The sequence below is a fragment of the Meridianimarinicoccus zhengii genome, from assembly GCF_003254465.1.
Taxonomy (GTDB): Bacteria; Pseudomonadota; Alphaproteobacteria; order Rhodobacterales; family Rhodobacteraceae; genus Meridianimarinicoccus; species Meridianimarinicoccus zhengii.
This window is the reverse complement of the sequence record NZ_QDFI01000008.1, coordinates 50,682-74,922: the sequence shown is the minus strand read 5'-3', so window position 1 is coordinate 74,922 and position 24,241 is coordinate 50,682. Positions and strand designations below refer to the sequence as shown.

The 24,241-nt window shown below is 66.6% G+C and carries 20 protein-coding genes; 10 read left to right on the top strand and 10 right to left on the bottom strand.

Translation table 11 applies throughout. The features are described 5' to 3' along the window. The first annotated feature begins 171 nt into the window (after nt 1–171). On the top strand, nt 172–1,875 hold the full coding sequence (locus DDE13_RS04315; protein ID WP_111401820.1) for an ABC transporter substrate-binding protein: 1,704 nt from the start codon (nt 172–174) through the stop codon (nt 1,873–1,875). Between the two features lie 89 nt (nt 1,876–1,964). Here the strand turns inward: DDE13_RS04315 and DDE13_RS04310 are convergent, their stop codons facing one another. Genes DDE13_RS04310 through DDE13_RS04295 form a run of 4 tightly spaced genes read right to left on the bottom strand, consistent with a single transcriptional unit; the run spans nt 1,965 to nt 6,518 of the window. Beyond that, the gene (locus tag DDE13_RS04310; protein ID WP_111401818.1) at nt 1,965–3,092 is read right to left on the bottom strand and encodes a Gfo/Idh/MocA family protein; all 1,128 of its coding nucleotides are present in this window, start codon (nt 3,090–3,092) and stop codon (nt 1,965–1,967) included. Beyond that, nucleotides 3,089–4,606 (bottom strand): sugar ABC transporter ATP-binding protein, encoded by a 1,518-nt coding sequence (locus DDE13_RS04305; RefSeq protein WP_111401816.1) that lies wholly within the window; start codon nt 4,604–4,606, stop codon nt 3,089–3,091. Before DDE13_RS04305 ends, DDE13_RS04310 begins: the two co-directional genes overlap by 4 nt. Beyond that, nucleotides 4,603–5,568 carry an ABC transporter permease gene (locus tag DDE13_RS04300; RefSeq protein ID WP_111401814.1) on the bottom strand — a complete coding sequence of 322 codons (966 nt, stop codon included), beginning with the start codon at nt 5,566–5,568 and terminating at the stop codon, nt 4,603–4,605. The genes DDE13_RS04305 and DDE13_RS04300 overlap by 4 nt, the downstream gene beginning before the upstream one ends. After that, on the bottom strand, nt 5,565–6,518 hold the full coding sequence (locus DDE13_RS04295) for an ABC transporter permease (protein ID WP_111401812.1): 954 nt from the start codon (nt 6,516–6,518) through the stop codon (nt 5,565–5,567). The genes DDE13_RS04300 and DDE13_RS04295 overlap by 4 nt, the downstream gene beginning before the upstream one ends. 266 nt (nt 6,519–6,784) lie before the next feature. Here DDE13_RS04295 and DDE13_RS04290 point away from each other — a divergent pair, with 266 nt between their 5' ends. After that, complete coding sequence (locus DDE13_RS04290) at nt 6,785–7,777, top strand: sugar ABC transporter substrate-binding protein (protein ID WP_235868580.1); 993 nt, start codon at nt 6,785–6,787, stop codon at nt 7,775–7,777. Between the two features lie 129 nt (nt 7,778–7,906). On the opposite strand, the gene DDE13_RS04285 is transcribed toward DDE13_RS04290, so the two are convergent. The 6 genes from DDE13_RS04285 to DDE13_RS04260 form a co-directional block, all read right to left on the bottom strand. Next, nucleotides 7,907–8,641 (bottom strand): ThuA domain-containing protein, encoded by a 735-nt coding sequence (locus tag DDE13_RS04285; RefSeq protein ID WP_111401808.1) that lies wholly within the window; start codon nt 8,639–8,641, stop codon nt 7,907–7,909. Beyond that, nucleotides 8,638–9,507, bottom strand: a complete 870-nt coding sequence (locus DDE13_RS04280; protein WP_111401806.1) for an NAD(P)-dependent oxidoreductase — start codon at nt 9,505–9,507, stop codon at nt 8,638–8,640. The genes DDE13_RS04285 and DDE13_RS04280 overlap by 4 nt, the downstream gene beginning before the upstream one ends. Then, nucleotides 9,507–11,024 (bottom strand): sugar ABC transporter ATP-binding protein, encoded by a 1,518-nt coding sequence (locus tag DDE13_RS04275; protein ID WP_111401804.1) that lies wholly within the window; start codon nt 11,022–11,024, stop codon nt 9,507–9,509. Before DDE13_RS04275 ends, DDE13_RS04280 begins: the two co-directional genes overlap by 1 nt. Then, on the bottom strand, nt 11,021–12,010 hold the full coding sequence (locus DDE13_RS04270; protein WP_111401802.1) for an ABC transporter permease: 990 nt from the start codon (nt 12,008–12,010) through the stop codon (nt 11,021–11,023). The genes DDE13_RS04275 and DDE13_RS04270 overlap by 4 nt, the downstream gene beginning before the upstream one ends. Nucleotides 12,011–12,022: 12 nt before the next feature. Then, nucleotides 12,023–12,997, bottom strand: coding sequence for an ABC transporter permease (locus tag DDE13_RS04265; protein ID WP_111401800.1), 975 nt, complete (start codon nt 12,995–12,997; stop codon nt 12,023–12,025). 167 nt (nt 12,998–13,164) lie between these two features. Next, nucleotides 13,165–14,115: a sugar ABC transporter substrate-binding protein gene (locus tag DDE13_RS04260; protein WP_111401799.1), complete on the bottom strand. Its 951-nt coding sequence runs from the start codon at nt 14,113–14,115 to the stop codon at nt 13,165–13,167. Between the two features lie 219 nt (nt 14,116–14,334). Here DDE13_RS04260 and DDE13_RS04255 point away from each other — a divergent pair, with 219 nt between their 5' ends. The 8 genes from DDE13_RS04255 to DDE13_RS04220 all read left to right on the top strand — a co-directional run bounded on the left by DDE13_RS04255 (nt 14,335) and on the right by DDE13_RS04220 (nt 24,202). Next, complete coding sequence (locus DDE13_RS04255; protein WP_111401797.1) at nt 14,335–16,167, top strand: ABC transporter substrate-binding protein; 1,833 nt, start codon at nt 14,335–14,337, stop codon at nt 16,165–16,167. A gap of 36 nt (nt 16,168–16,203) precedes the next feature. Then, the gene (locus DDE13_RS04250; RefSeq protein WP_111401795.1) at nt 16,204–17,010 is read left to right on the top strand and encodes an SDR family NAD(P)-dependent oxidoreductase; all 807 of its coding nucleotides are present in this window, start codon (nt 16,204–16,206) and stop codon (nt 17,008–17,010) included. Nucleotides 17,011–17,084: 74 nt separating this feature from the next. Then, nucleotides 17,085–18,383: a M24 family metallopeptidase gene (locus tag DDE13_RS04245; protein ID WP_111401793.1), complete on the top strand. Its 1,299-nt coding sequence runs from the start codon at nt 17,085–17,087 to the stop codon at nt 18,381–18,383. Between the two features lie 87 nt (nt 18,384–18,470). Beyond that, entirely contained in the window at nt 18,471–19,517 is a 1,047-nt protein-coding gene (locus DDE13_RS04240) for a thiamine pyrophosphate-dependent dehydrogenase E1 component subunit alpha (RefSeq protein WP_111401791.1), read from the top strand. A 12-nt stretch (nt 19,518–19,529) separates the two neighbouring features. Continuing rightward, nucleotides 19,530–20,525, top strand: a complete 996-nt coding sequence (locus tag DDE13_RS04235; protein ID WP_111401789.1) for an alpha-ketoacid dehydrogenase subunit beta — start codon at nt 19,530–19,532, stop codon at nt 20,523–20,525. Further along, on the top strand, nt 20,515–21,849 hold the full coding sequence (locus DDE13_RS04230) for a biotin/lipoyl-containing protein (protein WP_111401787.1): 1,335 nt from the start codon (nt 20,515–20,517) through the stop codon (nt 21,847–21,849). The genes DDE13_RS04235 and DDE13_RS04230 overlap by 11 nt, the downstream gene beginning before the upstream one ends. A 15-nt stretch (nt 21,850–21,864) precedes the next feature. Further along, a complete protein-coding gene (locus DDE13_RS04225) occupies nt 21,865–23,295 on the top strand; it encodes an NAD-dependent succinate-semialdehyde dehydrogenase (RefSeq protein ID WP_111401785.1) in 1,431 nt (476 codons plus the stop codon). Between the two features lie 10 nt (nt 23,296–23,305). Continuing rightward, nucleotides 23,306–24,202 carry a 2-oxo acid dehydrogenase subunit E2 gene (locus DDE13_RS04220; RefSeq protein WP_235868578.1) on the top strand — a complete coding sequence of 299 codons (897 nt, stop codon included), beginning with the start codon at nt 23,306–23,308 and terminating at the stop codon, nt 24,200–24,202. The last annotated feature ends 39 nt before the right edge of the window (nt 24,203–24,241 follow it).

Here is a 24,241-nt window from a genome sequence, read left to right as displayed (position 1 = left end):
GCGGCGTCTTGTAGCGCCGGGTCTGCACCCGGCCTGCGCACCGCCTTGATGGCAGGGTTTCACACCCGGCGCCCCGCCATAACGGCGGAAATGTCAGATCTGGACAGGTTTCGGTTTCACCCGGGCCACGGGTCCGGGTATCGCTGAACGCCGCGCAGGGGGAGGCACATCATGACACGCGAGGAAATGCTGCGTATCCTGAGTTTCGTGGACAAGGCGCGCGGCATCGCCGAAAGCCGCACCGCCCTGTCCAGAACGGATGCACGCTGGAACATCATCTCCTATGCGATGCAACGGCATCTCGACGGGCGGCTGCTGACGATCACGTCGGCGGCCAGTGCCGCGGGCGTGCCGTATGGCACCGCGATGCGGCGGATCACCGACCTGATCGACGAAGGCTACCTGCTGCGGCGGCCAAGGTCGGTGTCGGGCAAGTCGTTCTCGCTGCACCCCACGCGCAAGCTGGTGGCCGAGTTCGAAGCCTACGCGCTGCAACTCAAGGCACTGGTCGGCCAGACCTTCGGCTTCTCGTCGGGCGGCGACGGGATGGACGATTTCTATTTCGGCGGCTACTACATGGCCTCGCGCATCCTGTCCTACCCGGCGGCGATGCGGGTGGGCGTCGGCTTCGACAAACGGGTACGCATCCTGTCGCCGGTGGACCCGACCTTCAAGACGCTCAGCGATTTCTCGTCCAACCTGAACGAGCTGTGCGGCACCCATGTCGAGGTCGTGACCCTGCCGCTCGACGCGCTGCACCGCGAAATCATGGACAACCATGCGCGCAGCAATTCCGCCTATGACCTGATCGCGGTGGACCTTCCGTGGATCGGGCAACTCGCAAGCGAAGGGATCATCCAGCCACTCGACGACATCATCGCCGCCGAACGCTATGCCAGTTCGGATTTCCATTCGGCGGCGTGGAAAGGATCGGCCTATGGCGGGCGGCAGTTCGGCCTGCCCGTGCAGCCCACGCCCGAGGTGTTGTTCTATCGCACCGATCTGTTCGCCGAGGCCGGGCTGGGCCAGCCAACCTCCACCGATGACGTGCTGTTCGCGGCGCGCACCCTGCACCGGTCGGCCCGCGACCTGTCGGGGATCGTGATGAATTACGGGCGCGGCATCCCGGTCGCCCATACCTTCGTGCAGACGCTGGCGGATTTCGGCCAGCCGGTCATCGACCTGGCACCGCTGGGCCCGGATTTCGACACCGACAGGATCGAGGGCGCGCATTTCCGCCCCATGATCGATACCGAGGCCGGGCATGCCTGCGCGCATTTCCTGCGCGAATTGCTGGATTACAGCCACCGCGACAGCCTGAAATGCAACTGGGATCGGCAGATCGCCGTCTTCGCCGCGGGTCAGGCCGCCATGTGCTATGGCTGGACGATCCGCGCGGCGGCGTTCGAGCTGGACGAAACGGCACGCGCCCATGGCCGGGTGGATTGCGTGGCGCATCCGTCGGGGGCGGGCGCGCGGCCCGTGTCGCCCATCGGGGGTTTCTCGCTGGCACTGCCTGCGGGGCTCGATACGCCGCGCACGGCGCGGGCGTGGAAGGTGATGGAATACCTGAACCGTCCCGAGATGATGAAATGGTATGTCCAGAACGGCAACCTGACGAGCCCGCGCTTTTCCACCTCCGCCGACCCGGAGGTGCAGGCCATGAGCCGCGTCATCAGCCGGGTGGACGCGATGGAGAAACGCGGCGAGTTGCAGATCTGGCCACGGCCGCCGGTGCCGGAATTCCAGGGCATCCTCGACGTGCTGGGGGTGGAGATCCACCGGATGCTGACGGGCGACGCCACCATCCCCGATGCGCTCGCCGCGGCGCAGAACCGGGTGGATGCCCTGATGCGCGCGGCGGGGCGGTACTGAACCGCCCGCCCGCGCCAACCGCCTGCCCTCGATCCGGCCGTTGCCCACGCACGCGGCGGCCCGGTCAAGCCGGGCCAGCCGCGGCCGTGTCAGGGCAGGTCGACCCGCATCCAGGACCGCTCTGCCGACGACCGCTGCATGGCCTCCACGGTTTCCTGCACCGCGACGGCCTCACGGAAATCGGGGAAGACGGCGGGGCCGCCGCCCACCGCATTCAGCAGTTCCGCGACCTCGATCACCTTCAGGTCGTTGAACCCCAGCCCGTGACCGGGGGCCGGGCAGAACGCGCCATAGGGCGGATGCGCGGGTCCTGCCTCGATCTTGGTGAAGCCCTGCCGCCCCGGCACACCGGACCACACATGCAGTTCGTTCATCCGCTCCTGCGTGAAGGCAATCGCGCCTTTCTCGCCCGAGATCTCGAAGGACAATTCCATCGTGCGGCCCGTGGCGGCCCAGTTCGCCTCCAGGCTGCCTGCCGCGCCGCTGTCGAAGCGCACCAGCGCATGGGTCATGTCATCCACCTCCACCGGCGCGGTCTCGGTCTCGCCAGCCCGGACCGGACGCATGGGATGCAGGGTCTGGCAATCGGCGCTCACCTCGGTGATCGGCCCGAGCAGGAACCGGGCGAGCGAAATGATATGGCTGCCGATATCCGCGAGCGCGCCCCCGCCCTGCGGGTCGGTGCGGAACGAATGGGGTGCCGCCGGATCGGCCATGTAGTTTTCCGCGTGCCGCCCGCGAAAGCCGGTGATGCGCCCGATCTCGCCGCCCGCGATCATGTCGCGCGCCAGCCGGATCATCGGGTTGCGCAGGAAGTTGAACCCCACGAGCGTCGTGACGCCCGCGCCCTCGGCCGCATCCATCATGCGCCGGGCCGATTGCGCCGTGACCGACAGCGGCTTTTCGCAATAGACGGCCTTGCCCGCGTCCACGGCGGCCAGCACGATGGGTTCGTGCAGCACGTTGGGGGCCGTGACGGCCACGATCCCCACGCCCGGATCGGCCACGAGATCGCGCCAGTCCGACGTGTGCCGCGCGAACCCGAGCGCGGCGGCATTGCGGCGCGCAGCGTCCTCGGACACGTCCGCCAGCATCTCGGCGCGCGGCAGGATCGGCACGTCGAACAGCCCGCCGACGCTGCGGAACGCGTTGGCGTGGCAGCGCCCCATGAACCCGGCCCCGACAAGGCCGATGCCGATTTCGGGTTTGCTGGTCATGCGATGTCCTCCTGAACGGCGCGATTGGCCGGTTGCGATACGGCGTCGATAAGGGCCTGTTCGGTCATCCCGTCGCCGGTGAAGCTGCCGCTGATGCGGCCTTCGGTCATGGTCAGGATGCGGTGGCTGACGCCCAGCACCTCGGGCATTTCCGAGCTGATGACGATCACCGCCAGCCCATCCTCGGCCAGTTTCGCGATCAGTTCGTGAATGGCCGATTTCGACCCCACGTCGATCCCGCGCGTGGGTTCATCGAGGATGATGAGCGATGGCGCGGCACACAGCCACTTGGCGAGCACGAATTTCTGCTGGTTGCCCCCCGACAGCTTTTCCACGGGCTGTTCCGGCCCGGTCGTCTTGATGTCGAGAATATCGCGGTATGTGTCGAACACCTCGCGCTCCCGCCCCCGGTCCATGACACCCGCGCTTGAGAACATCGCGAGATGCGGCAGCGTGACGTTCTCACGCCCGCCCATGCCCAGCACAAGCCCCTGTTCCTTGCGCGATTCCGGCACCAGCGCCATGCCAAGGTCCACGGCCTGCCGGGGTGTCGGGAACGGGATCTCCTGCCCCTTCCAGATCAGCCGCCCGGCATCGGCATGGCGCAGACCGAAGATCGTTTCCACCAGTTCCGAGCGCCCCGCGCCGACAAGCCCGTAAAGCCCCAGAACCTCGCCCGCGCGCACCGACAGGTCCACGCCCGAGAACAGACTTGCATGGGTCAGCCCCTCCACCCGCAGCACCTCGTCGCGGAAATCTTCGCGCGCGCGATGGAAATAGCTGGCCAGATCCCGCCCGATCATCATGCGCGTGATGCCCGCCAGATCGGTGTCGGCGGTGATGCGGGTGCCCTGCACCTGCCCGTCGCGCAGCACGGTGATGCGGTCCGTGATCTCGAAGATCTCGTCCATCTTGTGGCTGATATAGACGATCCCGACCCCGGCGGATTTCAGCCGCGCGATCGTGGCGAACAATTGCCGCCGCTCCCCATCCGTCAGCGATGCGGTCGGTTCATCGAAGATCACCACGTCGGCGTTGAACGCCTGCGCGCGGGCGATCTCCACCATCTGCTGGCGCGCGATGGATAGCGTGCCGACCCGCACATCGGGGCCGAAATCGCATCCCAGCGCGTCAAGCGCCGCCTTCGCATCGGCACGCAGCTTGCGCTTGTTCAGCATCCCCAGCGCGTTGGTGGGCCACGCGCCAAGATAGATGTTCTCGGCCACCGACAGTTCGGGCGAGAGCGACAGTTCCTGGTGTATCAGCAGGATGCCCTTTTCCCGCGCCACGAGCGGCGAGGTGATCGTGACGGGTTCGTCACGCAGGGTGATCGTTCCCGCGTCCGGCTTGTAGAGCCCCGCGAGCACCTTCATCAGGGTGGACTTGCCCGCGCCGTTCTCGCCCATCAGCGCGTGGACCTCGCCCGCGCGCACGTCGAAGCTGACATCGGCGAGCGCGCGCACGCCGGGGAATGTCTTGGTGATGCCCGCAACGGACAGGATCACGTCGGTCATGCGGCCCCCTTGCGCGCGGCGAGCACGCGATCCAGCCCGAGGGCAAGGATCAGCACCGATCCCATCACCATCAGTTCCACGTAATTCGGAGTGTTCAGCAGCCGCAGTCCGTTGCGCAGCACGGCCAGCGTCAGGATACCACCGACGGTCATCCACATGCTGCCATAGCCGCCCGCCAGCCGCGTGCCGCCAAGCACCACGGCGATGATCGTCCACAGCTCCCATATCCGGCCCGCGTTGGGTTCGGCAGTACCGAGCCGCATGGACAGCAGGATCCCCGCGATGGCCGCGAGCGCGCCGCAGATGGTGAAATTGATGATCTTGTGCCGCTTAATGCGGATGCCAGCGTCATGGGCGGCGGCGATGTTGTCGCCCACGGCGTAGGTTTCGCGCCCATGCCGGGTGCTTGTCAGCACCCACTGGAACAGCGCCGCGAGCGCGAGGAAGATCATCGCCGTCAGCGAAAGCGGCCCGAGATAGACCTCGGGGATGTCGGTATAGGCGAAATCCTCGACCATCAGCGCCTCTTCGCCCGTGTAGACGAACACCAGCCCGCGGATGCCGATCAGCCCACCCAGCGTGACGATGAAGGAATGCATCCCCGACAGCGCCACCAGCGTGCCGTTCAGCGCGCCAAGCGCCACACCCGACAGAAAGCCCACAAAGACGGCGGGCCAGACACCGATGGCCGGTTGCAGCCCGATCGCGAGGGCCGAGGCAAGCGCGAGGGTCGCACCCACGGACAGGTCAATCTCGCCGTTGATCATGACCATGGTCATGCCCACCGCGAGGATGCCGATGAACGCCGCCTGCGTCAGCACGTTGCCGAGGTTGTTCACCGTCAGGAAATACGGGCTCGCCATGGAAAACACCGCCACGGCCAGCGCGAGGAACAGCCAGATATGGTTGCGCAGCAGCCAGTCCGCCGTGGTGCCGCGCATGCGGGATGTCAGCGCGGTCATGCCAGCACCCGCCCGCGCTTGGCCGCGAGATCGAGCCAGACCGCCGCGATGATGACGACCCAACTGACAAGCCATTGCACATAGTATTCGAAGCCCAGCAGCAGCAATCCGTTCTGGATGAACCCGAGCATGGTGATGCCGATGACCGTGCGCCAGATACTGCCCGAACCGCCCATCAGCGACGTGCCGCCCAGGATGATCCCCGCCAGCACCGTCAATTCATAGCCCTGCCCGATGGTGTTCTGCGCGCCCATCACCCGGCTGCCCATGATGATCGCGGCGATGGCCGTGGCCAGCCCCGACACGACATAGGCCGCGGCGACCGTGCGCGCGGTGGCGATGCCGGAAAATCGGCTCGCGGTCTCGTTGCCGCCGACCGCGTGGACCGCCCGCCCGAACGTCGTGCGCTTGAGAAAGAAACTCGCCACGACGGCCCCGCCGAGGAAAATCAGCACCGGCACCGGCACGCCCAGCAGGCTGCCACGCCCAAAGACGGCGAACCATGTCTCGCCCGCCCCCGCGACGTTCACGTTGGACCCGCCGGAATACCAGAGCGTCACGCCTTGCAGCAGTGACAGCATCGCCAGCGTCACGATCAGCGCGTTGAGCCGGAACAGCCCCACAAGCACACCGTTCACCGCGCCGATCCCCAGCCCCGCGAGCAGCGTCAGCGCGATCGCGCCGAAGGGTCCCACCGCGTTGTGCTGGTCCACGACGATCACGGTCAGCAGCGTCAGCATGGATCCGACCGACAGGTCGAGCCGCCCGGTCACCACCACGAAGGTCACGCCAAGCGCGATGGTCCCGGTAATCGACACCTGACGGAGCACGTCGAGGATGTTGCCGAGCGTCAGGAACCCCTCTGCCCCGACCGCGACCGCGGCGAGAAACAGCCCGAAGGCCGCGATCAGCCCGTGCCGCCGCAACGCCTGTTGCCAGTCAATCGTCATGTCGTGTCCTCCCCTTCGCCACGCTAACGGGGGTCCGTGCCCGGGTGCGAGCCGCATTGCATCCAGAATGGACGAACGCGCCGCGATCCGGTCGCAAAGGGCCACCGAACGGACCGACCCCCGCCGCGCGAGCAGGCGGGTTGCCCGAAAATCAGATCTGGACATCATCGCCGTTGTTCCCCCGTGCCGCAGCGGAATGATGGGACACAGGTGGCGAACCCGGCACGAACGGCCGGGACACCGCCAGAAAACGGGAGGATACTCACATGACACGACCAATAACGCCGATGGCGACGCTGGCCTGCGCGCTGATGGCACTGGGCACGGCTGCCGCGGCGCAGGATGCGCCGGACTGGCTGGGCGGACCGCTGCAGAAGCCGCTGTCGGAAACCCGGATCGGGATCACCGTGCTCTATCCCGGCTCCAACGCCTATCAGGCGAAATATGCCGAAACCGCCGAAGCCTATTCGGCCGAGCTTGGGCTCGACGCGACCGTGATGGACCCGCAGGGCGACCCGGCGACCCAGTTCAACCAGATCCAGGACATGGTGTCCCAGAACATGGATGCCATCGTGGTCTGGCCGACCTCGCAGAACGCGCTGATCCCGGCGATCAGGGCCGCATCGCGGTCGGGCATCCCGGTGGTGACCTCGAATTCGCCCATCGGCGAAGCCGGGCGGCGCTACATCGAAGGTCATACCGGCCCCGACGACTGCGCGCAGGCCGAACAGGCCGCCGAAATGCTGGGCGACTCGCTGGACGGGTCCGGCAATATCGTGGTGGTCGAGGGCACGCCGGGCTACAGCGTGTCGATCCTGCGCAAGAACTGCTTTCTCGACAAGATCGCGGACGGCTATCCGGGGGTCACGATCCTCGACAGCCAGACGGCGGAATGGAACCGCGAAAAGGCCCAGACCGTGATGGAAACCTTCCTGACCCGTTACGGCGACGATATCGACGGGGTCTATGCCTTCGACGACGGCATGGGGCTGGGCGTGATCTCGGCGCTTCAGGGCGCGGGCAAGGAACCGGGCGAGGTGAAGGTCGTGACCTGCAACCAGTTCGGCGAAGGCTGGGATGCGATGCAGGCGGGCTGGCACAGCGGGTCGAACAAGCAATCGCCCATAGACGACGCGATCCTCGCGATCCAGACGGCTGTCAAGGTCGCCAACGGTATCGACGTGCCCGACCTGCAGGGCATCGAAACGCCGAAGGTGACGCCCGACAACGTGACGGAATTCGACCGCCCGACCTGGTGATCGGACCGGACAGAAGAATGGGGCGGTTGCAGCGATGCACCCGCCCCTTTTTTCCGACCGAACCGCGACCTCCGACACAACGAACCGGGATGGGCGGGCGATCCTGCCCGATCCGGCCCGCGCTGCGCCTCAGGCCGCCTCGTCGCGGCCCGTCGCGGCGGCGCTGCCCTCGGCAGCCCACCGCATCCCGCGGCGCAGGATCTCGGTGACCTGCGGCACCTTCAGGTCGGCCAGCTCGTGCCCGATGGAACAGTAGAACACCCGCCCCTTGTCCCAGCGGCGTTTCCACACGACCGGAATGACGGTGCCCTCGATCCACCAGAGGTGGTCGCCGCTGAAGGTCGTCGTGGCCAGCACCTCGTTGCTGGCATCGGTCAGCATGAAATACTGCTCGGACCGCAGCCGAAAGCTCTTGATCCCCGCGACGATCGGGTCTGCGGGCCGCGTGATCGTCACGTCGTAGTCAATGTAATCCTCGCGCGGTTGCAGATTGTCGGGCCAGCCCGGCGGGTGGGCCACGAACTGCCCCCCGATCAGGAAATGATAGGTCGGCCTGTCGCGGAACGCGTCGCCCATGTGCCCGTGCCAGCCCGCCAGGCCGCAGCCGTTGCCCACCAGCTTCAGAAGACCGTCTTCCTGCGGCTTGGTCATGTTGCCGAACTCCTCCCGGTGCCCCGACCGGGCCGACGACCAGATCGGCACGATCAGGTCGGTGTCGGCCATGCTGTCCGGGTCTGCCAGTGGCCCCAGCGTGTCGTGCACCGTCACGTCGAAGCCTTCGCGCTCCAGCAGGTCGCGGCACCAGTCGGCGAATGCGCTGGGGTCGTGACCTTCCCAGCCCCCGGCAAACAGAACGGCCTTCATGTGTTTTCCTTTCGAAGATGGCCCAGCAGGGACGCCATGTCGCGGGCACCGAACCCGTCGGCGCGCGCTGCGTCCAGCCGGGCGAGATTCAGCGCGGCCTGCGGAAGCGACAGGCCATATTCCTCCGCCAGAGCGCAGGTCACGCGCATGTCCTTCGCCGCCAGGTCGAGCGTGAAGCTCACGTCCTGCCCCGCCTCGTCGAGATAGAGATCGCGCCGATAGCGCAGCATGGGCGCCGCAGCCGCCGATGCCTCGATCGCGTCATAGGCCGCGACCGGGGCGATGCCCGCGGCCTCCGCCAGCACCAGCGCCTCGGACACGGACTGGTTCATGGAATGGATCATCGCGTTGATCGCCAGTTTCATCACCGACCCCGCACCCACCGACCCCAGCGGAATGGTCTGCCGCCCCATCGCGTCAAGCACCGGGGCGAGCCGTTCGGCCATCGCGCCGTCAGCGCCCAGCAGAATCAGCAGCGTCGCCTCCGCCGCCGCCTGCGTAGCGCCCGACACGGGCCCGTCGATCACCTCCATGCCCACCGGCGCGTCGGCGGCCAGCGCGCGGATATGGCCGGGGCTCATCGTGCCCATCTCCAGCAGCACACGCGGCCCCCCGGCGGCGAACAGCCCGTCCGGCCCGCGATGCACAGCGTCCGATGCCGCGTCGTCGGCCAGCATGGTCACGACGACCTCTGCCCCCGCCGCCAGATCGCGCGGGGTCTCAGCCACGGCGACACCCGTGCGGGCCGCGAACTGCGCCGCCGCCAGCGGCGAGCGGTTCCAGACCTTCACCCCGTGCCCGGCCGCCACGAGATTGGCGGCCATATGCGCGCCCATCCGGCCCAGCCCGGCGAAGCCGACCCGCATTACGCGGCCCGGTCCGGCCGGATACCGGAGATCGCCTGCACAAGGCTGTCCTCGGTGACCTCGCCCACGCCGAAGCTGCGGATCACCTCGCCGCTATACATGGCGATCACGCGGTCGGACACATGCAGCACCTCGGGCATTTCCGAACTGATGACGATGACCGCATAACCCTGTGATGCAAGGGTCCGGATCAGCTTGTGGATCTCGCCCTTGGCGCCCACGTCGATCCCGCGCGTGGGTTCGTCCACGATCAATACCTGCGGTTTCATCGCCAGCCACTTGCCGATCACGATCTTCTGCTGGTTGCCGCCCGACAGGTTGCCCACCGCCTGCCGCCACGACGGCGACCGAATGTCGAGCCGGTCGCGGTACTGGTCATAGATCGCGATCTCCGCCCCGTTGGACACGAACGGCCCCGTGGTCAGGTCGCCTATCTGCGGCAGGGTCATGTTGTCCCGGCACGACATGCCGAGCACGAGCCCCTGTTCCTTACGGCTCTCTGGCACCAGCGAAATCCCCCGCGAGATCGCGTCGAGCGGACCGCTGATCCGCACCTCTTCGCCATCGAGCAGGATGGTTCCGGCCGTGGGCGTGCGCAGGCCGAACAGCGTTTCGGCGATCTCCGTGCGCCCCGCACCCACGAGCCCGTAGAACCCCACGACCTCGCCCCGCCGGACCTCGAAGCTGACATCGCGGAACAGCTTGCCGCAGGACAGGCCCCGGACCTCCAGCGCCACGGCGCCCGGTTCCACCGTGTCGGTGTTCTTCTCATGGGTCAGGCTGCGCCCGATCATCATGCGCGTCACCTCGTCCTCGTCGGTCTCGGCGGTGACCTTGGTGCCGCGATAGCTGCCGTCGCGCAGTACCGACAGCCGGTCGGACAGCGAAAAGATCTCGTCCATCCGGTGCGAGATATAGACGATGCCCACGCCCCGCGCGCGCAGATCCTTGATCACGTCGAACAGCACGACCTTTTCGGCGTCGGTCAGTGACGCGGTCGGTTCGTCGAACACGACCACCTTGGCATCGACCGTCAGCGCGCGGGCAATCTCCACCATCTGCTGGCGCGCGATGGACAGGTCCGACACCCGCGTGCGCGCGTCGAAATTGCAGTTCAGTTTCTTCAGGATCTCGTCGGTCCGGGCGTGCAGCGTGGACCAGTCCACGAAGCCCCACTTGGTATGGGGCAGCTCGCCCAGATAGACGTTCTCGGCCACGCTCAGCCCGTCGCACAGGCTCAGTTCCTGGTGGATCAGCACGACGCCCTGCGCCTTGGCGTCCATCGGGTTGGCCATGCGGACCTCGCGCCCTTCGAGGATGATGCGCCCCTCGTTGGGCTGATGCATGCCGGCCAGAACCTTCATCAGCGTGGACTTGCCCGCGCCGTTCTCGCCCAGAAGCGCGTGAACCTCGCCCGCGCGGACCTCCAGATCCACTCCGTCAAGCGCGCGCACCCCGGGGAATGTCTTGACGATGCCTTCCAGCCGCAGGGCCGGGGTTTCGCTGTGTTCGGTCATGTTTTCAGCGCCTCCACGCCCTTGCGCGTCAGTTGCTTGTCGAGGATCAGCACCGCGATCAGGATCGAGCCGAGGATCACGAGCACGTAGAACGCGGGCACCTGCATCAGGTTCATCCCGTTGCGCAGGATGCCGATGGCGAGCACTCCGCCGAATGTGCCGATGATGCTGCCCGCCCCGCCGGTCAGCTTTGTGCCGCCCAGCACGACCGCGGTGATGACCCACAATTCATAGTCGCGGCCCAGGTTCGGGGTCGCCGCCCCCATCTGCGACGACAGCGTGACCCCCGCCAGCGCCGCCATGAATCCCACGATCATGAAATTGACGACCATGTGCGGCCCGACGCGGATCCCGGCGTTCACCGCCGCCTCGCGGTTGCCGCCCACGGCATAGGTATTGCGCCCATGGACCGTGCGGGACAGAAGGATATGCACAAGAACCGTCGCGATCAGGAACAGCACCGCAAGCGACGGCACCGGCCCGACCGTGGACATGCCCAGGTCGGAAAAGGTGAAGTTCATGGCGAAGAAAGACTGCTCCTTGGTGTAGACGAACACCAGCCCCCGCACGCCCAGCATGGCACCCAGCGTGACGATGAAGGCATCGACGCCGGTCTTCCACACGATGATCCCGTTGAGCGCCCCCAGCGCCGTGCCGACCCCGAGCGCCGCGATCAGCGCGGGCAGCATCTGCCAGTTGCCCCAGCCGGAAAACGCGTCCCAGCTTTGTATGTCCACCATGAGCGACGCGGCCAGCGCCACGACCGCGCCCACGCTCAGGTCGATATTGCCGTTGATCATCACCAGCGTCATGCCAAGCGCGATCAGCCCGATAGTGGACGTCTGCACGAGGATGTTCTGGAAATTGTTCATGTCGAAGAAGAACTCGTTCGACAGGCTGAAGAAGACGAAGATCAGCACGACGAAGCCCCAGATCGGGTTCTCCGTCAGCCAGCGCAACGCCGCGTTCTGCTTGAGTGTGGCCATGGTGATGCGTCCTCAGGCGATGGGGGAAAGAAGCCGGCCGCGCTTGGCCGCGATGTCGAGCCAGACAGCCAGGATGATGACCACCCAGGTCACCAGCCACTGCACGTAATAGGCGAAGCCCAGCAGCAGCAGCCCGTTCTGGATGAAGCCGAGGATCAGAACCCCGATCACCGTCTTCAGGATCGTGCCCGACCCGCCCAGAAGCGACGTGCCGCCCAGGATCACACCGGCAAGCACCTGCAATTCATAGCCCTGCCCCACGTTGTTCTGCGACCCGCCCACGCGGCTGCCAAGGATCAACGCCGCAATGCCCACGCAAAGCGCGGAAATCATGTAGGCGGCGAACACGACATGGGTGCGCCGGATACCGGAAAAGACCGACGCCGTGGGATTGCCGCCCACCGCATAGACGCGCCGCCCGAAGGCGGTGGTGGACATGACGACATGCATGAAGATGGCGAGGGTTCCGAATATCCAGATGGGCAGCGCGATCCCGAGGAACGAACCCCGCCCGATCAGGGAAAACCACGTCGCCTCCTGGTCCGCGATATCCACGTTCTGCCCGCCGGAATAGATCAGCGTCAGACCCTGGATGGCCGAAAGCATCCCTAGCGTGACGATCAGCGAGTTGAGCTTCAGCACCCCTACGAGAAACCCGTTGATGCATCCCAGCACCAGCACGGCCACCAGCATGACCGCGATGGCGGGGACCGGGCCGATCTTGTCGTGCAGGTCCACCACCATCACCGTGGCGAAGGACAGCATAGACCCCACCGAAAGGTCGAGATTGCCGCTGATGACGACCACCGTCACGCCGATGGCGATAACCCCGATGATGGCCGACTGGCGCACCACCTGCATCAGGTTGTCGGCATCGCTGAAACTGTCCGAGAACGCCGCGAACCCCAGCAGGAACAGCGCGAAGGCGATGAGAATCCCCTGCCGCGCCAGTAAGCTTCCGATGCCCTTCAATCGTGCCGACGCCATGGCGTCACTCCTCCCCCCGGTTCCGGTCCTGCCCGCCTGCGCGCACCGCGCGCCGCTTCGGTGTCACGCGCTCCCCGCGCGCCGTTCCGCAGCACTTGCCTTGCACGTGCCACAAAGGGCGCGGCGGCGTTTCCGCACCGCCGCGCCCCGCTGTCAGCCGTTCGGGATCAGAACACCGGCTTGGTGAACTCGCCCATGTTGTCCTGCGTGATCTTCGGCGTCTCGAAGTAGTTGAGGAAGGGCACGTCCTTGCCGTCCAGGATGTCGATCGCCGTCTGCAGCGCGGCCTCGGCATCGTCCACCGGCGACTGGTAGATCGAGCCATAGTACTCGCCCCGCTCCATCGCCTCGTAGCCGACCGAGAAGTTGGTGGCGCCGATGAACGCGATGCCCTCGCGGCCCGCGGCCTTGGCGGCGTTCAGCGCGCCGACGCCCATGTTGTCGTCACCCGCATAGACACCATCGATGTTGTCATACTTGACGAGGAACGCTTCCATCACGCGCTGCGACTTCTCGCGGTTCCAGTCGCCGGGCTGGGTTTCCATGATCGTGACACCGGGGCAGGCTTCGGCCAGGCGGTCCTCGAACCCCTGCTGGCGTTCGATCGCGGTCGTGTAGCCGGGCTGGCCGCTGATCTGCACGATGTTGCCTTCACCATCCAGCGCCTCGCACATCAGCTCGGCCGAGCTGGCACCCTGCTGGATGTTGTTCGGCCCCGAGAAGGACGCGATGAAATCGAACCCTTCTTCGGCGATGTTCGAATTGGTCACGATCACCGGGATGCCCGCGTTCTTCGCCTGCCGCACGGCGGGGACGACGGCCTGCCCGTTGGTCGGCCAGATGATGATCGCATCCACCTGCTGCTGGATCAGATCCTGGATCTGCGCGATCTGGCGGGCCACATCGCCGCCCGCATCCAGCACCACGGCCTCGACATTCTCGTTCGCCTCGGCGGCGGCGATGAACGCCTGCTCATAGGTCGTCTGGTAGCTGTCGACACCCACGTTGTTCTGCGTGATGCCGATCTTGTATTCCTGCGCCTGTGCAGCCAGCGCCAGGGCGCAGGTGGCTGCCATCGCGGTCGTCCCGGCCACAAGGGCCTTCAGCGTCGTGGTCATGTCGGTCGTCCTCCCGAGGATCATTGGTTTCGCGTGGCGTTTGCCCGGAACGGATATCTTGCGAATCCGCCCACCGCGACGACTTGACCATCCGCGATTGCCGATTTTTCCGGCACCGCGAAAAAGTTCACTTTGGATACTTCTGTATCCATTATGGACATATAGACGGTGCCCTGCAGCCTGCAAATCAAGCATTGATCGCACACGAGGTGCAAAGCCATGCCCCGAACATCCATTCCGGACAGATCGCAGCCCGCCGGGACAAGAAGGTCCAGTTTGAAAGACACGCTCGACATACCGCAGGTACTGCCCGATCCCGGCAGGCCCAGGACCGCTCGTCCAGTCCCGGCCGGGCGGGCACGCCCCGATGTCCTGCTGGAGCTGACCGAGTATCTTGACCAGTTGCGTCTGGAAATCGACACCGCGTTCGACCTGTCCGTGGCGAACCCCTATCTCAACATGGCCAATCACCTCGTCAAGCACCACATCCAAGGGCGGCTCGTGACCGGGTCGTCGCTCGTGGCGGCCTCCGGGGTGCCCTACGCGACCGGCATGCGCAAGCTGCGCGACATGCTCGACGCCGGGCTGATCGAACAGCGCCCGCGCACCCGGTCAGGCAAGACCTTCTCGCTGCATCCCTCGGCGGACATGCTCGACCAGTTCGACCGGCTCGCGGATCGGGTCCGGCGGCTAAGCCTCGAAAGGTTCGGAAATGGCGGCGACAGCCTTTCCGAATACTACTTCGGCGGCAGCTACATGGAGGCGCAGGCGATCCAGCCGCCGCAGGTGCTGCCCGAACCGCTGGCCCTGCCGGGGGGGCTGCGTGGTCTGGTGCATGGCGATCCGACCTTCATGGTGATGAAGGATCTCAAGCGCCAGTTCGAACAGATGCTGGGCACCGACATCCACCAGCGCGCCTTTTCCATCGACCGGCTGCGGGACGAAGCGCTGCGCAACGCCGCGCGCCGCACCTCGCGCTACGACATCATCGCGGTGGACCTGCCCTGGATCGGCGAATTCGCCGAAAAAGGGATCCTCGCGCCGCTCGACACGCTGCTCGACGTCAACCGGCTCGATCCCGGCGATTTTCACACCGCGGGCTGGCAGGGTGCGCATTGGGGCGGGCGGCCCTATGGCGTGCCGTCGCAGACGACGCCAGAGCTGCTGTTCTACCGCACCGACATCTTCGCCGAGGCCGGGCTGACCCCGCCGCGCAGCACGCGCGACCTGCTGGATTGCGCCCGCGCCCTGCACCGTCCGGGCCGCGATTTCCACGGCATCGCGTGGAACGCCGCGCGCGGCACGGCGCTGGGGCATACCTTCATCATGACCTGCGCCGATTTCGGCCAGCCCATCGTGTCCATGCCGCGTATCGCGGGCGGGTTCGATGCCTCCGCGCTTCATCGCGGCGACGCCGAGATCCTGATCGACACCGACCGCGCGCTGGAGGCCGCCGAATACCTGCTGGCGCTGATGGATTACTCGCCGCCCAACATCCTGTCGATGTCATGGTACGAACGCATCCGCCCCTATGCGGCGGGGCGCGTGGCGATGGCTTACGGCTACACGCTGCTGGCGCCGTATTTCGAGCTGGACCCGAAAAGCCCCGCCCATGGCAACACGGGCTACCTGCCCCACCCCGCAGGGCCGCAGGGCGTGCCCATCGCGCCCGTGGGCGGCTACGTGCTGGGCATCCCGGCGAACCTCGCGCCGGACCGGCAGGCCGCGGCGGCCGAAGCGCTCGTGGCCTTCACCTCCCCCGAGGCGCAGAAGCTCTACGCCCAGAACGGCTCGCGCACGGCGCCGCGCTATTCCGTGGGCGCAGACCCGGACGTGCGGCGCCTGTCGCCCGTCTTCGAAGCAGTGGACGCCATGTCCTGGCGCGACGAACTGCAATTCTGGCCGCGGCCGCCGATCCCGAAGATCTCGGACATCATCGCGATCTGCGGCGAGGAGCTGCACGACATGCTGCGCGGCCTGCGCCCGCCGCGCGCCGCCTTGCAACGTGCCCAGGCCCGCGCCGAACGGGCGCTCGGGCGCACCGACGACTGACACCAGAGACCACGGAAGACCGACAGGGAGGAACCCATGGATACCGAACGCCTCAAGGGCAAGAACATTCTCATCACCGGCGGCGCGCAGGGCATGGGGGCATGCAATGCCGAACATTTTGCCGCGCAGGGCGCGAACGTCTGCCTCGGCGATCTCGATCTCGATCTTGCGCAACAGCTCGCCGACAAGATCAACGCGGCCGGAAACGGCAAGGCCGTCGCCGTCAAGATGAACGTGACCAGCCGCGAGGACAACGAGGCCGCCGTCGCCGCCTGCGTCGAGGCGTTCGGGTCGATCAATGTCGGCCTGTTCAACGCAGGCCTGAACAAGCCCCGGTTCTTCATGGATATCGATGAAGACAACTGGGACATGATCATGAACGTGAACACCAAGGGCATGTGGCTTGGCATGCAGACGGTGGCCAAGCAGATGATCAAGCAGGGCAAGCAGGACTACCCCTACAAGCTGATCTGCGTGGGCTCGATCGCGTCGCGCAAGCCGCTGATCGACGTGACGGTCTATTGCACCTCGAAATACGGCTGTCTGGCGCTGACCCATTGCGGCGCCATCGCGCTGGCGGAACACGGCATCACCGTGAACGGCTACGCGCCGGGCGTCGTGGTGACGCCGCTGTGGGAACAGCTCGACAAGGACCTGATCGACATCGGGTTCAAGGAACGCGAAGGCCAAGCCTACGAGGACATCGTGAACAACGAGCTGCACATCAAGCGCGTGTCCTATCCCAAGGACGTGATGGGCACCGCCGCGTTCCTGTGCAGCTCCGACAGCGACTACATGACCGGCCAGATGATCCATATCGACGGCGGCTGGTGCATCCAGTAGCGGCCCCGACCTGTTCAAGACACATCACCCATGAAAACGGCGGCCCGACCGGGCCGCCCCCGGAGGAAACACACATGTCACGTGCCCTGATGCCGAACCTGCTGACGCCGCAGGATCTCAAACCCAACTGGCAATGGGAAGCGAAGCTGCCATCACCCGGCCACATGTCGGTGGATTTCGAACGCCGCATCGATCATGATCGCCTGCGCCGTTACCGTCTCGCGCGCACGCGGCAATCCCTGCAGGCCTCGAACGCCGGATCGCTGCTGCTCTTCGACGTGAACAACATCCGGTACGTGTCCGCCACCAAGATCGGGGAATGGGAACGGGACAAGATGTGCCGCTTCTGCCTGCTGACCGGCGACGATTCCCCGTATGTCTGGGACTTCGGCAGCGCGGCGGTGCATCACCAGAAGTATTCCGACTGGCTGGAGCCCGACCATTGTCTTGCGGGCGTCGTCGGCATGCGCGGCACCATCCCGCCCGAATTCGGCCTGATGCGCAAATACGCCAAGATGATCGCGCAACTGATCAAGGATGCAGGCATGGGCGACATGCCGGTGGGTGTGGACTATGCCGAGACCGCGATGTTCCATGCGCTGCAGGAAGAGGGCATCAAGGTCGTCGATGGCCAGCAGATCATGCTGGCGGCGCGCGAGATCAAGAACTGGGACGAAATCCAGCTTCTGACGCAGGCGGCCGCGATGGTCGATGGCGTCTACCACATGATCTACGAGGAGCTGAAGCCGGGCGTGCGCGAGAACGACATCGTGGCGCTGTCGAACAAGCTGCTCTACGAGATGGGTTCGGACGATGTCGAGGCGATCAACGCGATCTCGGGCGAGCGGTGCAACCCGCATCCGCACAACTTCACCGACCGACTGATCCGGCCGGGCGACCAGTGTTTCTTCGACATCCTGCAGTCCTACCAGGGCTACCGGACCTGCTATTATCGCACCTTCAACGTCGGACGGGCGACGCCCTCGCAGAATGATGCCTACGTCAAGGCGCGGGAATGGATCGACGCATCCATCGCGATGATCAAGCCGGGCGTGACCACGGACAAGGTGGCCGAGGTCTGGCCGACCGCCGAAAGCCTTGGCTTCCCGAACGAGGACGCGGCCTTCGGATTGCAGTTCGGTCACGGGCTGGGCCTTGCCCTGCACGAGCGTCCGATCATCTCCCGCGCGGTCAGCCTCGATCACCCGATGGAGATCAAGACCGGCATGGTCTTCGCGCTGGAAACCTATTGCCCGGCGACCGACGGCTACTCGGCCGCACGGATCGAGGAAGAAGTCGTGGTGACCGAGACCGGGTGCGAGGTGATCAGCCTCTTTCCCGCCGAAGATCTGCCGATCGCCAACCGCTACTGAACACGCCCAGCCGGGGGCCATGCCTCCGGCGGGTATATTTTCCGGACAGAAGATGCACGGGGGTCAGGCCCCCATCGGGAGGACACCATGGCCGCCAAAGCCGCAGCCAAGACGGGCGCTAAGCCCAAGGGCAATGCCGAAGACTACTTGCGGATGTATCGCCAGATGGTGCGCATCCGCGCCTTCGAGGACCAGGCCAACCAGCTCTACCTGTCCGCGAAGATGCCCGGCCTGACCCATATGTATTCCGGGCAGGAGGCCGTCGCGGTCGGCATCTGCGAAGCCCTGACCGACGACGACAAGATCACATCGACCCATCGCGGTCACGGGCACTGTGTCGCCAAGGGCGCGGAATTCAAGGCGATGTTCTGCGAGCTGTTGGGCAAGGCCGAGGGCTATTGCCGGGGCAAGGGCGGATCGATGCACATCGCCGACCAGAGCCACGGCAACCTGGGCGCCAACGCCATCGTCGGCGGGTCCATGGGCATCGCCACCGGGGCCGCGCTGTCCGCGAAGCTGCGCGGCACGGACGAGGTGACGGTCTGCTTCTTCGGTGACGGCGCCACCGCGCAGGGCCTGTGGTACGAGGTCATGAACATGGCCGCACTGTGGAAGCTGCCGGTCATCTATGCCTGCGAGAACAACGGCTATTCCGAATACACGAAGACCGCCGAGATCGCCGCGGGGTCGCTGACCGCGCGCGCGGAAGCCTTCGGGATCGAAGCGCACAAGGTCGACGGGCAGGATGTGCTGGCGGTCAACGAACTGACCCAAAAGCTGGTGGCACGGGCCCGCAAGGGAGAAGGGCCGTTCTTCATCGAACTCGCCACCTACCGCTATCACGGGCACCATGTCGGTGACATCAACCGCGAATACTATCGCGCCAAGGACGAGGAGACGGAGTGGAAATCCACCCGCGACCCGATCCTGAACTTCGGCAAGTGGCTGACAGAACAGGGCGTCGCCTCGGAGGACGATCTGGCCGCCATCGGGGCCGAGGTGAAGGCCGACGCCGAAGCCGCTGTCGCCTATGCCGAGGCCGCCGCCTATCCGCCCGAGAACGAGGTGGACATGCATGTCTATGTGGACAGCCCCGAACTCAACGCCGCCCTGCGCGGCCAGCCCGCCGCCTGAGGAGAGACAGACATGCGCGAGATCACACTTTCCAAGGCCGTCAACGAAGCCATCGCGGAGGAAATGCGCCGCGACCCGAACGTCTTCCTGATCGGCGAGGATGTGGCCGAGGCCGGAACGCCGTTCAAGGTGCTGGCGGGGCTTGTGGACGAATTCGGCACCGAACGCGTCATCGACACCCCCATTTCCGAGCCGGGTTTCGTCGGCATGGCCGTCGGCGCGGCCCTGACCGGATCGCGGCCCATCGTGGACCTGATGTTCGGGGATTTCATTTTCCTGGTGATGGACCAGTTGTGCAACCAGGCCGCGAAAGCCTGCTACATGTCCGGCGGCAAACTGAACGTGCCGATGGTGCTGCGCACGAACCTTGGCGCCACCCGGCGCTCGGCGGCGCAGCACTCGCAATCCCTGCATGCGCTGGTGGCGCATATCCCGGGGCTGAAGGTGGCAATGCCGTCCTCGGCCTACGAAGCCAAGGGCCTGATGAAGACCGCGATCCGGGACAACAACCCGGTGGTGATCTTCGAAGACAAGCTGATGTACCAGGACAAGGCCCCGGTGCCGGAAGAGGAATTCCTGATCACCTTCGGCAAGGCCAACATCAAGCGCGAAGGCACGGACATCACGCTGATCGCCACCTCGTCCATGGTGCAGGTGGCGGAAAAGGCCGCGGACCTGCTGGCCAAGGACGGTATCTCGGCCGAGGTGATCGACCCGCGCACCATCGTGCCGCTGGACGAGGAAACGATCCTCAACTCCGTGCGCAAGACATCCCGCGCCATCGTCATCGACGAAGGCCACCAGAGCTATGGCATCACCGGCGAGATCGCCTCGCGGATCACCGAGAAGGCGTTCTACCATCTGGATGCGCCGGTGCTGCGGATGGGCGCCATGGACGTGCCCGTGCCGTTCTCGCCCGCGCTCGAAGACCTGACCGTGCCGACACCCGAAGGCGTGGCCGACCGCGCCCGCGCCGCCGTGCGGGGGGAGTTGTTCCATGCCGCATGAGGTCATCATGCCCGCGCTCGGCATGGCCCAGGACAGCGGCGTGCTGGTGGCGTGGCTGAAATCGCCGGGCGACCCGGTCAAGGCCGGCGACGCGCTCATGGAAGTGGAGACCGACAAGGCCACGATGGAGGTCGAAGCCGCCCATGACGGGTACCTGACCGACCTTCAGGCGACCGAGGGCGAGGCCGTGCCCGTGGGCAATGTCGTGGCGCTGATTTCCGAGACGCCTGAAGGCTCCGGGAACGCACCACGGGAGACCCCGGCGCAAGGCCGGGGCACCGGGGCGACGGATGGCGACTGTGCGTCGCTGCCAGAGGGCCGCCAGATCATCATGCCCGCGCTCGGCATGGCGCAGGACAGCGCGCTGATCGTGGGCTGGTCGGTCAAGCCCGGCGACAAGGTCGGCGCGGACGACGTGCTGCTGGAGGTCGAGACGGACAAGTCCACCATGGAGGTGCCCGCAGGCCATGACGGCTACCTTGCCGCCGTGCTCGCTGCCGAGGGCGAAGACGTGCCGGTCGGCGAAGTGATCGCGATCATCTCCGCCGAAAAGCCCGATACGCCCGTGCAGCGCACCCGCGCCGACGCCCCTGCCCCCGTTGCCGCGCCAGCTGCCAAGGACGACGCCCCGGCGCAGGACGCCCCGGAACCGGCACCCGCCAAGACACCAACCGCGGCGCCCCAACCCGCCCCCGCCCCAGCGGCGGGCGACCGGATCCTCGCCTCGCCCAAGGCGCGCTACATCGCGGCGCAGGAAGGGCTCGATCTGGCGCGGCTGGTGGCCCAGGGCATTGCACAGCCGTTCCACGTGGCGGATCTCGACACGCTGCGCGCCCTGCCCGCGGACATCCCTTCCGCCGCGCCGGCCGCTGCAAAGGGCGCGACGGCACAGCGCGTGACCGCCGATGTGCCTGCCGCCGATTTCGCGGCCTTCGCGGCGTGGCTGGCAGAGGACGGCGTTGGCACCGATGCGGCCCTGGCGAGCTTCGCTGCCGCAGCCCTGCACGGGGCGGCCGGCACGGCGGGCGCGGTTGCGGTGGAACGGCCCGGCGCGGACGCGACCGTGTTCGCCCCGCAGCCCGGCCAGCCCATGGGTACGCTGGAACCCGCCGACACTTCCCCGGCGCTGGTGTTGCGCGACATGCGCCGCACCGCGATCCGCAGCGTGGCACTGGGGGCCGAAGCCGTTCCAGTGCTCATCCTGACAACCGAAGGCGACCGGCTTTGCCTCACGCTCGAAGGGCAGTTGCCCCCGGCGCAGGCCATTGCGATGATCGATGCCATCGCCGCGCGGCTGGCGGACCCGCTGCGCCACATTCTCTGACCGACAGGACCGATCATGGACCATACCGACCTCTATATCGACGGCACCTGGCGCCCCGGCGCATCCGGCGCGCGGTTCGACGTCATCAACCCGGCGACGGAGCAGCCCATCGCCTCGGTCGCGTCGGCCGAGATCGCCGATGCCGACGCCGCCCTTGACGCAGCGCAGGCGGCCTTTGCCGACTGGGCGGGCCGCAAGCCGCGTGAACGGGCCGAGGTGCTGCGCAAGGCGTGGGAACTCATGACCGCGCGGCTGGATCATTTCGCCCATCTCATCACGCTCGAAAACGGCAAGGCAGGCAATGATGCACGGGGCGAGGCCGCCTATGCCGCCGAATTCTTCCGCTGGTTTTCCGAAGAGGCCGTGCGCGCCGACGGGATGATCACGCACGCCCCGGCGTCGGGCGCGCGCATCGTCGTGCAGCACAAGCCCGCAGGCATCGCCGTGCTGGTCACGCCGTGGAACTACCCGGCCGCCATGGGCACCCGCAAGATCGCCCCGGCGCTGGCCGCAGGCTGCCCCGTCATCATCAAGCCCGCCGCGGAAACGCCGCTGACCATGCTGGCGCTGATGCCGCTGCTGGAAGAAGCCGGGGTGCCCAAGGGGCTGGTGAACGTTCTGCCGACCACCAGCGCAGGCAAGATCGTCGATCACATGATGCATGACCCGCGCGTGCGGGTCATCAGCTTTACCGGCTCGACCGCGGTCGGACGCAAGCTGCTGAAAGGCGCCGCCGACCAGGTGCTGAAACCGGCGATGGAACTGGGCGGCAACGCGCCGCTCATCGTGTTCGAGGACGCGGACCTGGACACAGCCGTGGACGGCGCGATGCTGGCCAAGATGCGCAACCTCGGCTCCGCCTGCACCGCGGCCAACCGCTTCTACATCCACGACGCGGTGCATGACGCATTTACCGAGAAGTTCACCGCCCGCATGGCGGCACTCAAGATGGGCGACGGTACCGATCCGTCCGTGGACGTGGGCGCGCTGGTCAATGCCGACACGCGCGACAAGGTGGCCCATTTCGTCGAGGACGCGGTCACGAAGGGCGCGAAGCTGCACCTGGGCGGGCAGTTGCCGAACGGGCCGGGGTTCTTCTACCCGCCCACCGTGATGACCAATGTGTCCGAAGACGCCGAATGCATGCATGACGAGATCTTCGGCCCCGTCGCCGCGATCCAGTCCTTCACCGACCAGGAGGACGTGATCCGCCGCGCCAACGACACGGAATACGGGCTGGTGGCCTATGTCTTCAGCCAGAACATGAAGCGCGCGATGCAGGTCTGCGAGCGGCTGGAATACGGGATGGTCGGGCTCAACCGCGGGCTCGTGTCCGACCCGGCGGCGCCCTTCGGCGGGGTCAAGCAATCCGGGCTCGGGCGCGAGGGCGGGCATGAAGGCATGCTCGAATTCATGGAAGCGCAATACATCTCGGCCGACTGGTAAGGGGAACGACATGGAGATCACGGCAAGCCCGGCGACCCGCGCCCATGCCGCGCGGCAGGGCGTGGATATCGACACGGTGGCCAAGGCCACGGGCCGCAGCGCCATCGCGCGCGAGGACGTGGACCGGCACCTGCGCGGCGAAACCGCCGGGGCCGCGGCACCGTCAGGGCCGGACCCGTCACGCTACTGGGCGGTGGATCACGCGGCCCATGGCCCGGTGGCGGAGGAAGACATGCCGCGACTGGCACAGGTCACCGCGGCGAACCTGTCGGCGGCGCACGGGCTGATCCCCAGCGTCACCCACCACGACCGCGCCGACATGCGCGGGGTGGAAGCCGCCCGGGCGCGGCTGAAGGCGGAGGCCGCGGAACGGGGAGTGAAGCTGACGGCCCTGGCATTCCACGTCAAGGCGCTGGCGCGCTGCCTGCGGGATTTCCCGCGCTTCAACGCGTCGCTGTCGCCGGACGGCACGAGCCTGACGCTGAAGGACTACGTGCATGTCGGGATCGCCGTGGACAGCCCGCACGGGCTGATGGTGCCGGTGATCCGCGATGCCGACCGCAAGGGCCTGTGGACCATCGCCGCCGAGATCACGGACCTTGCGGGGCGCGCTCAGACCCGCAAGATCCGGGGCGACGAGATGGGCGGCGCATCCATGACCATCTCGAACCTCGGGGGGTTGGGCGGCAGCGCCTTCACCCCCATCGTGAATCCGCCGGAACTGGCGATACTCGGGCTGACACGGACCGAAACCGTGCCGGTCTGGGATGGCGAGACATGGGCGCCGGTCCCCATGGTGCCGCTGGACCTGACCTATGACCACCGCGTCATCAACGGCGCCGATGCCGCACGGTTCTGCACCCGTTACGCTGCGCTGATCGCCGATCCGCGCCGGATCATGGTCTGACGCATCCGCCATCGGCTGCCCCCGGTCCCGGCACAAGGC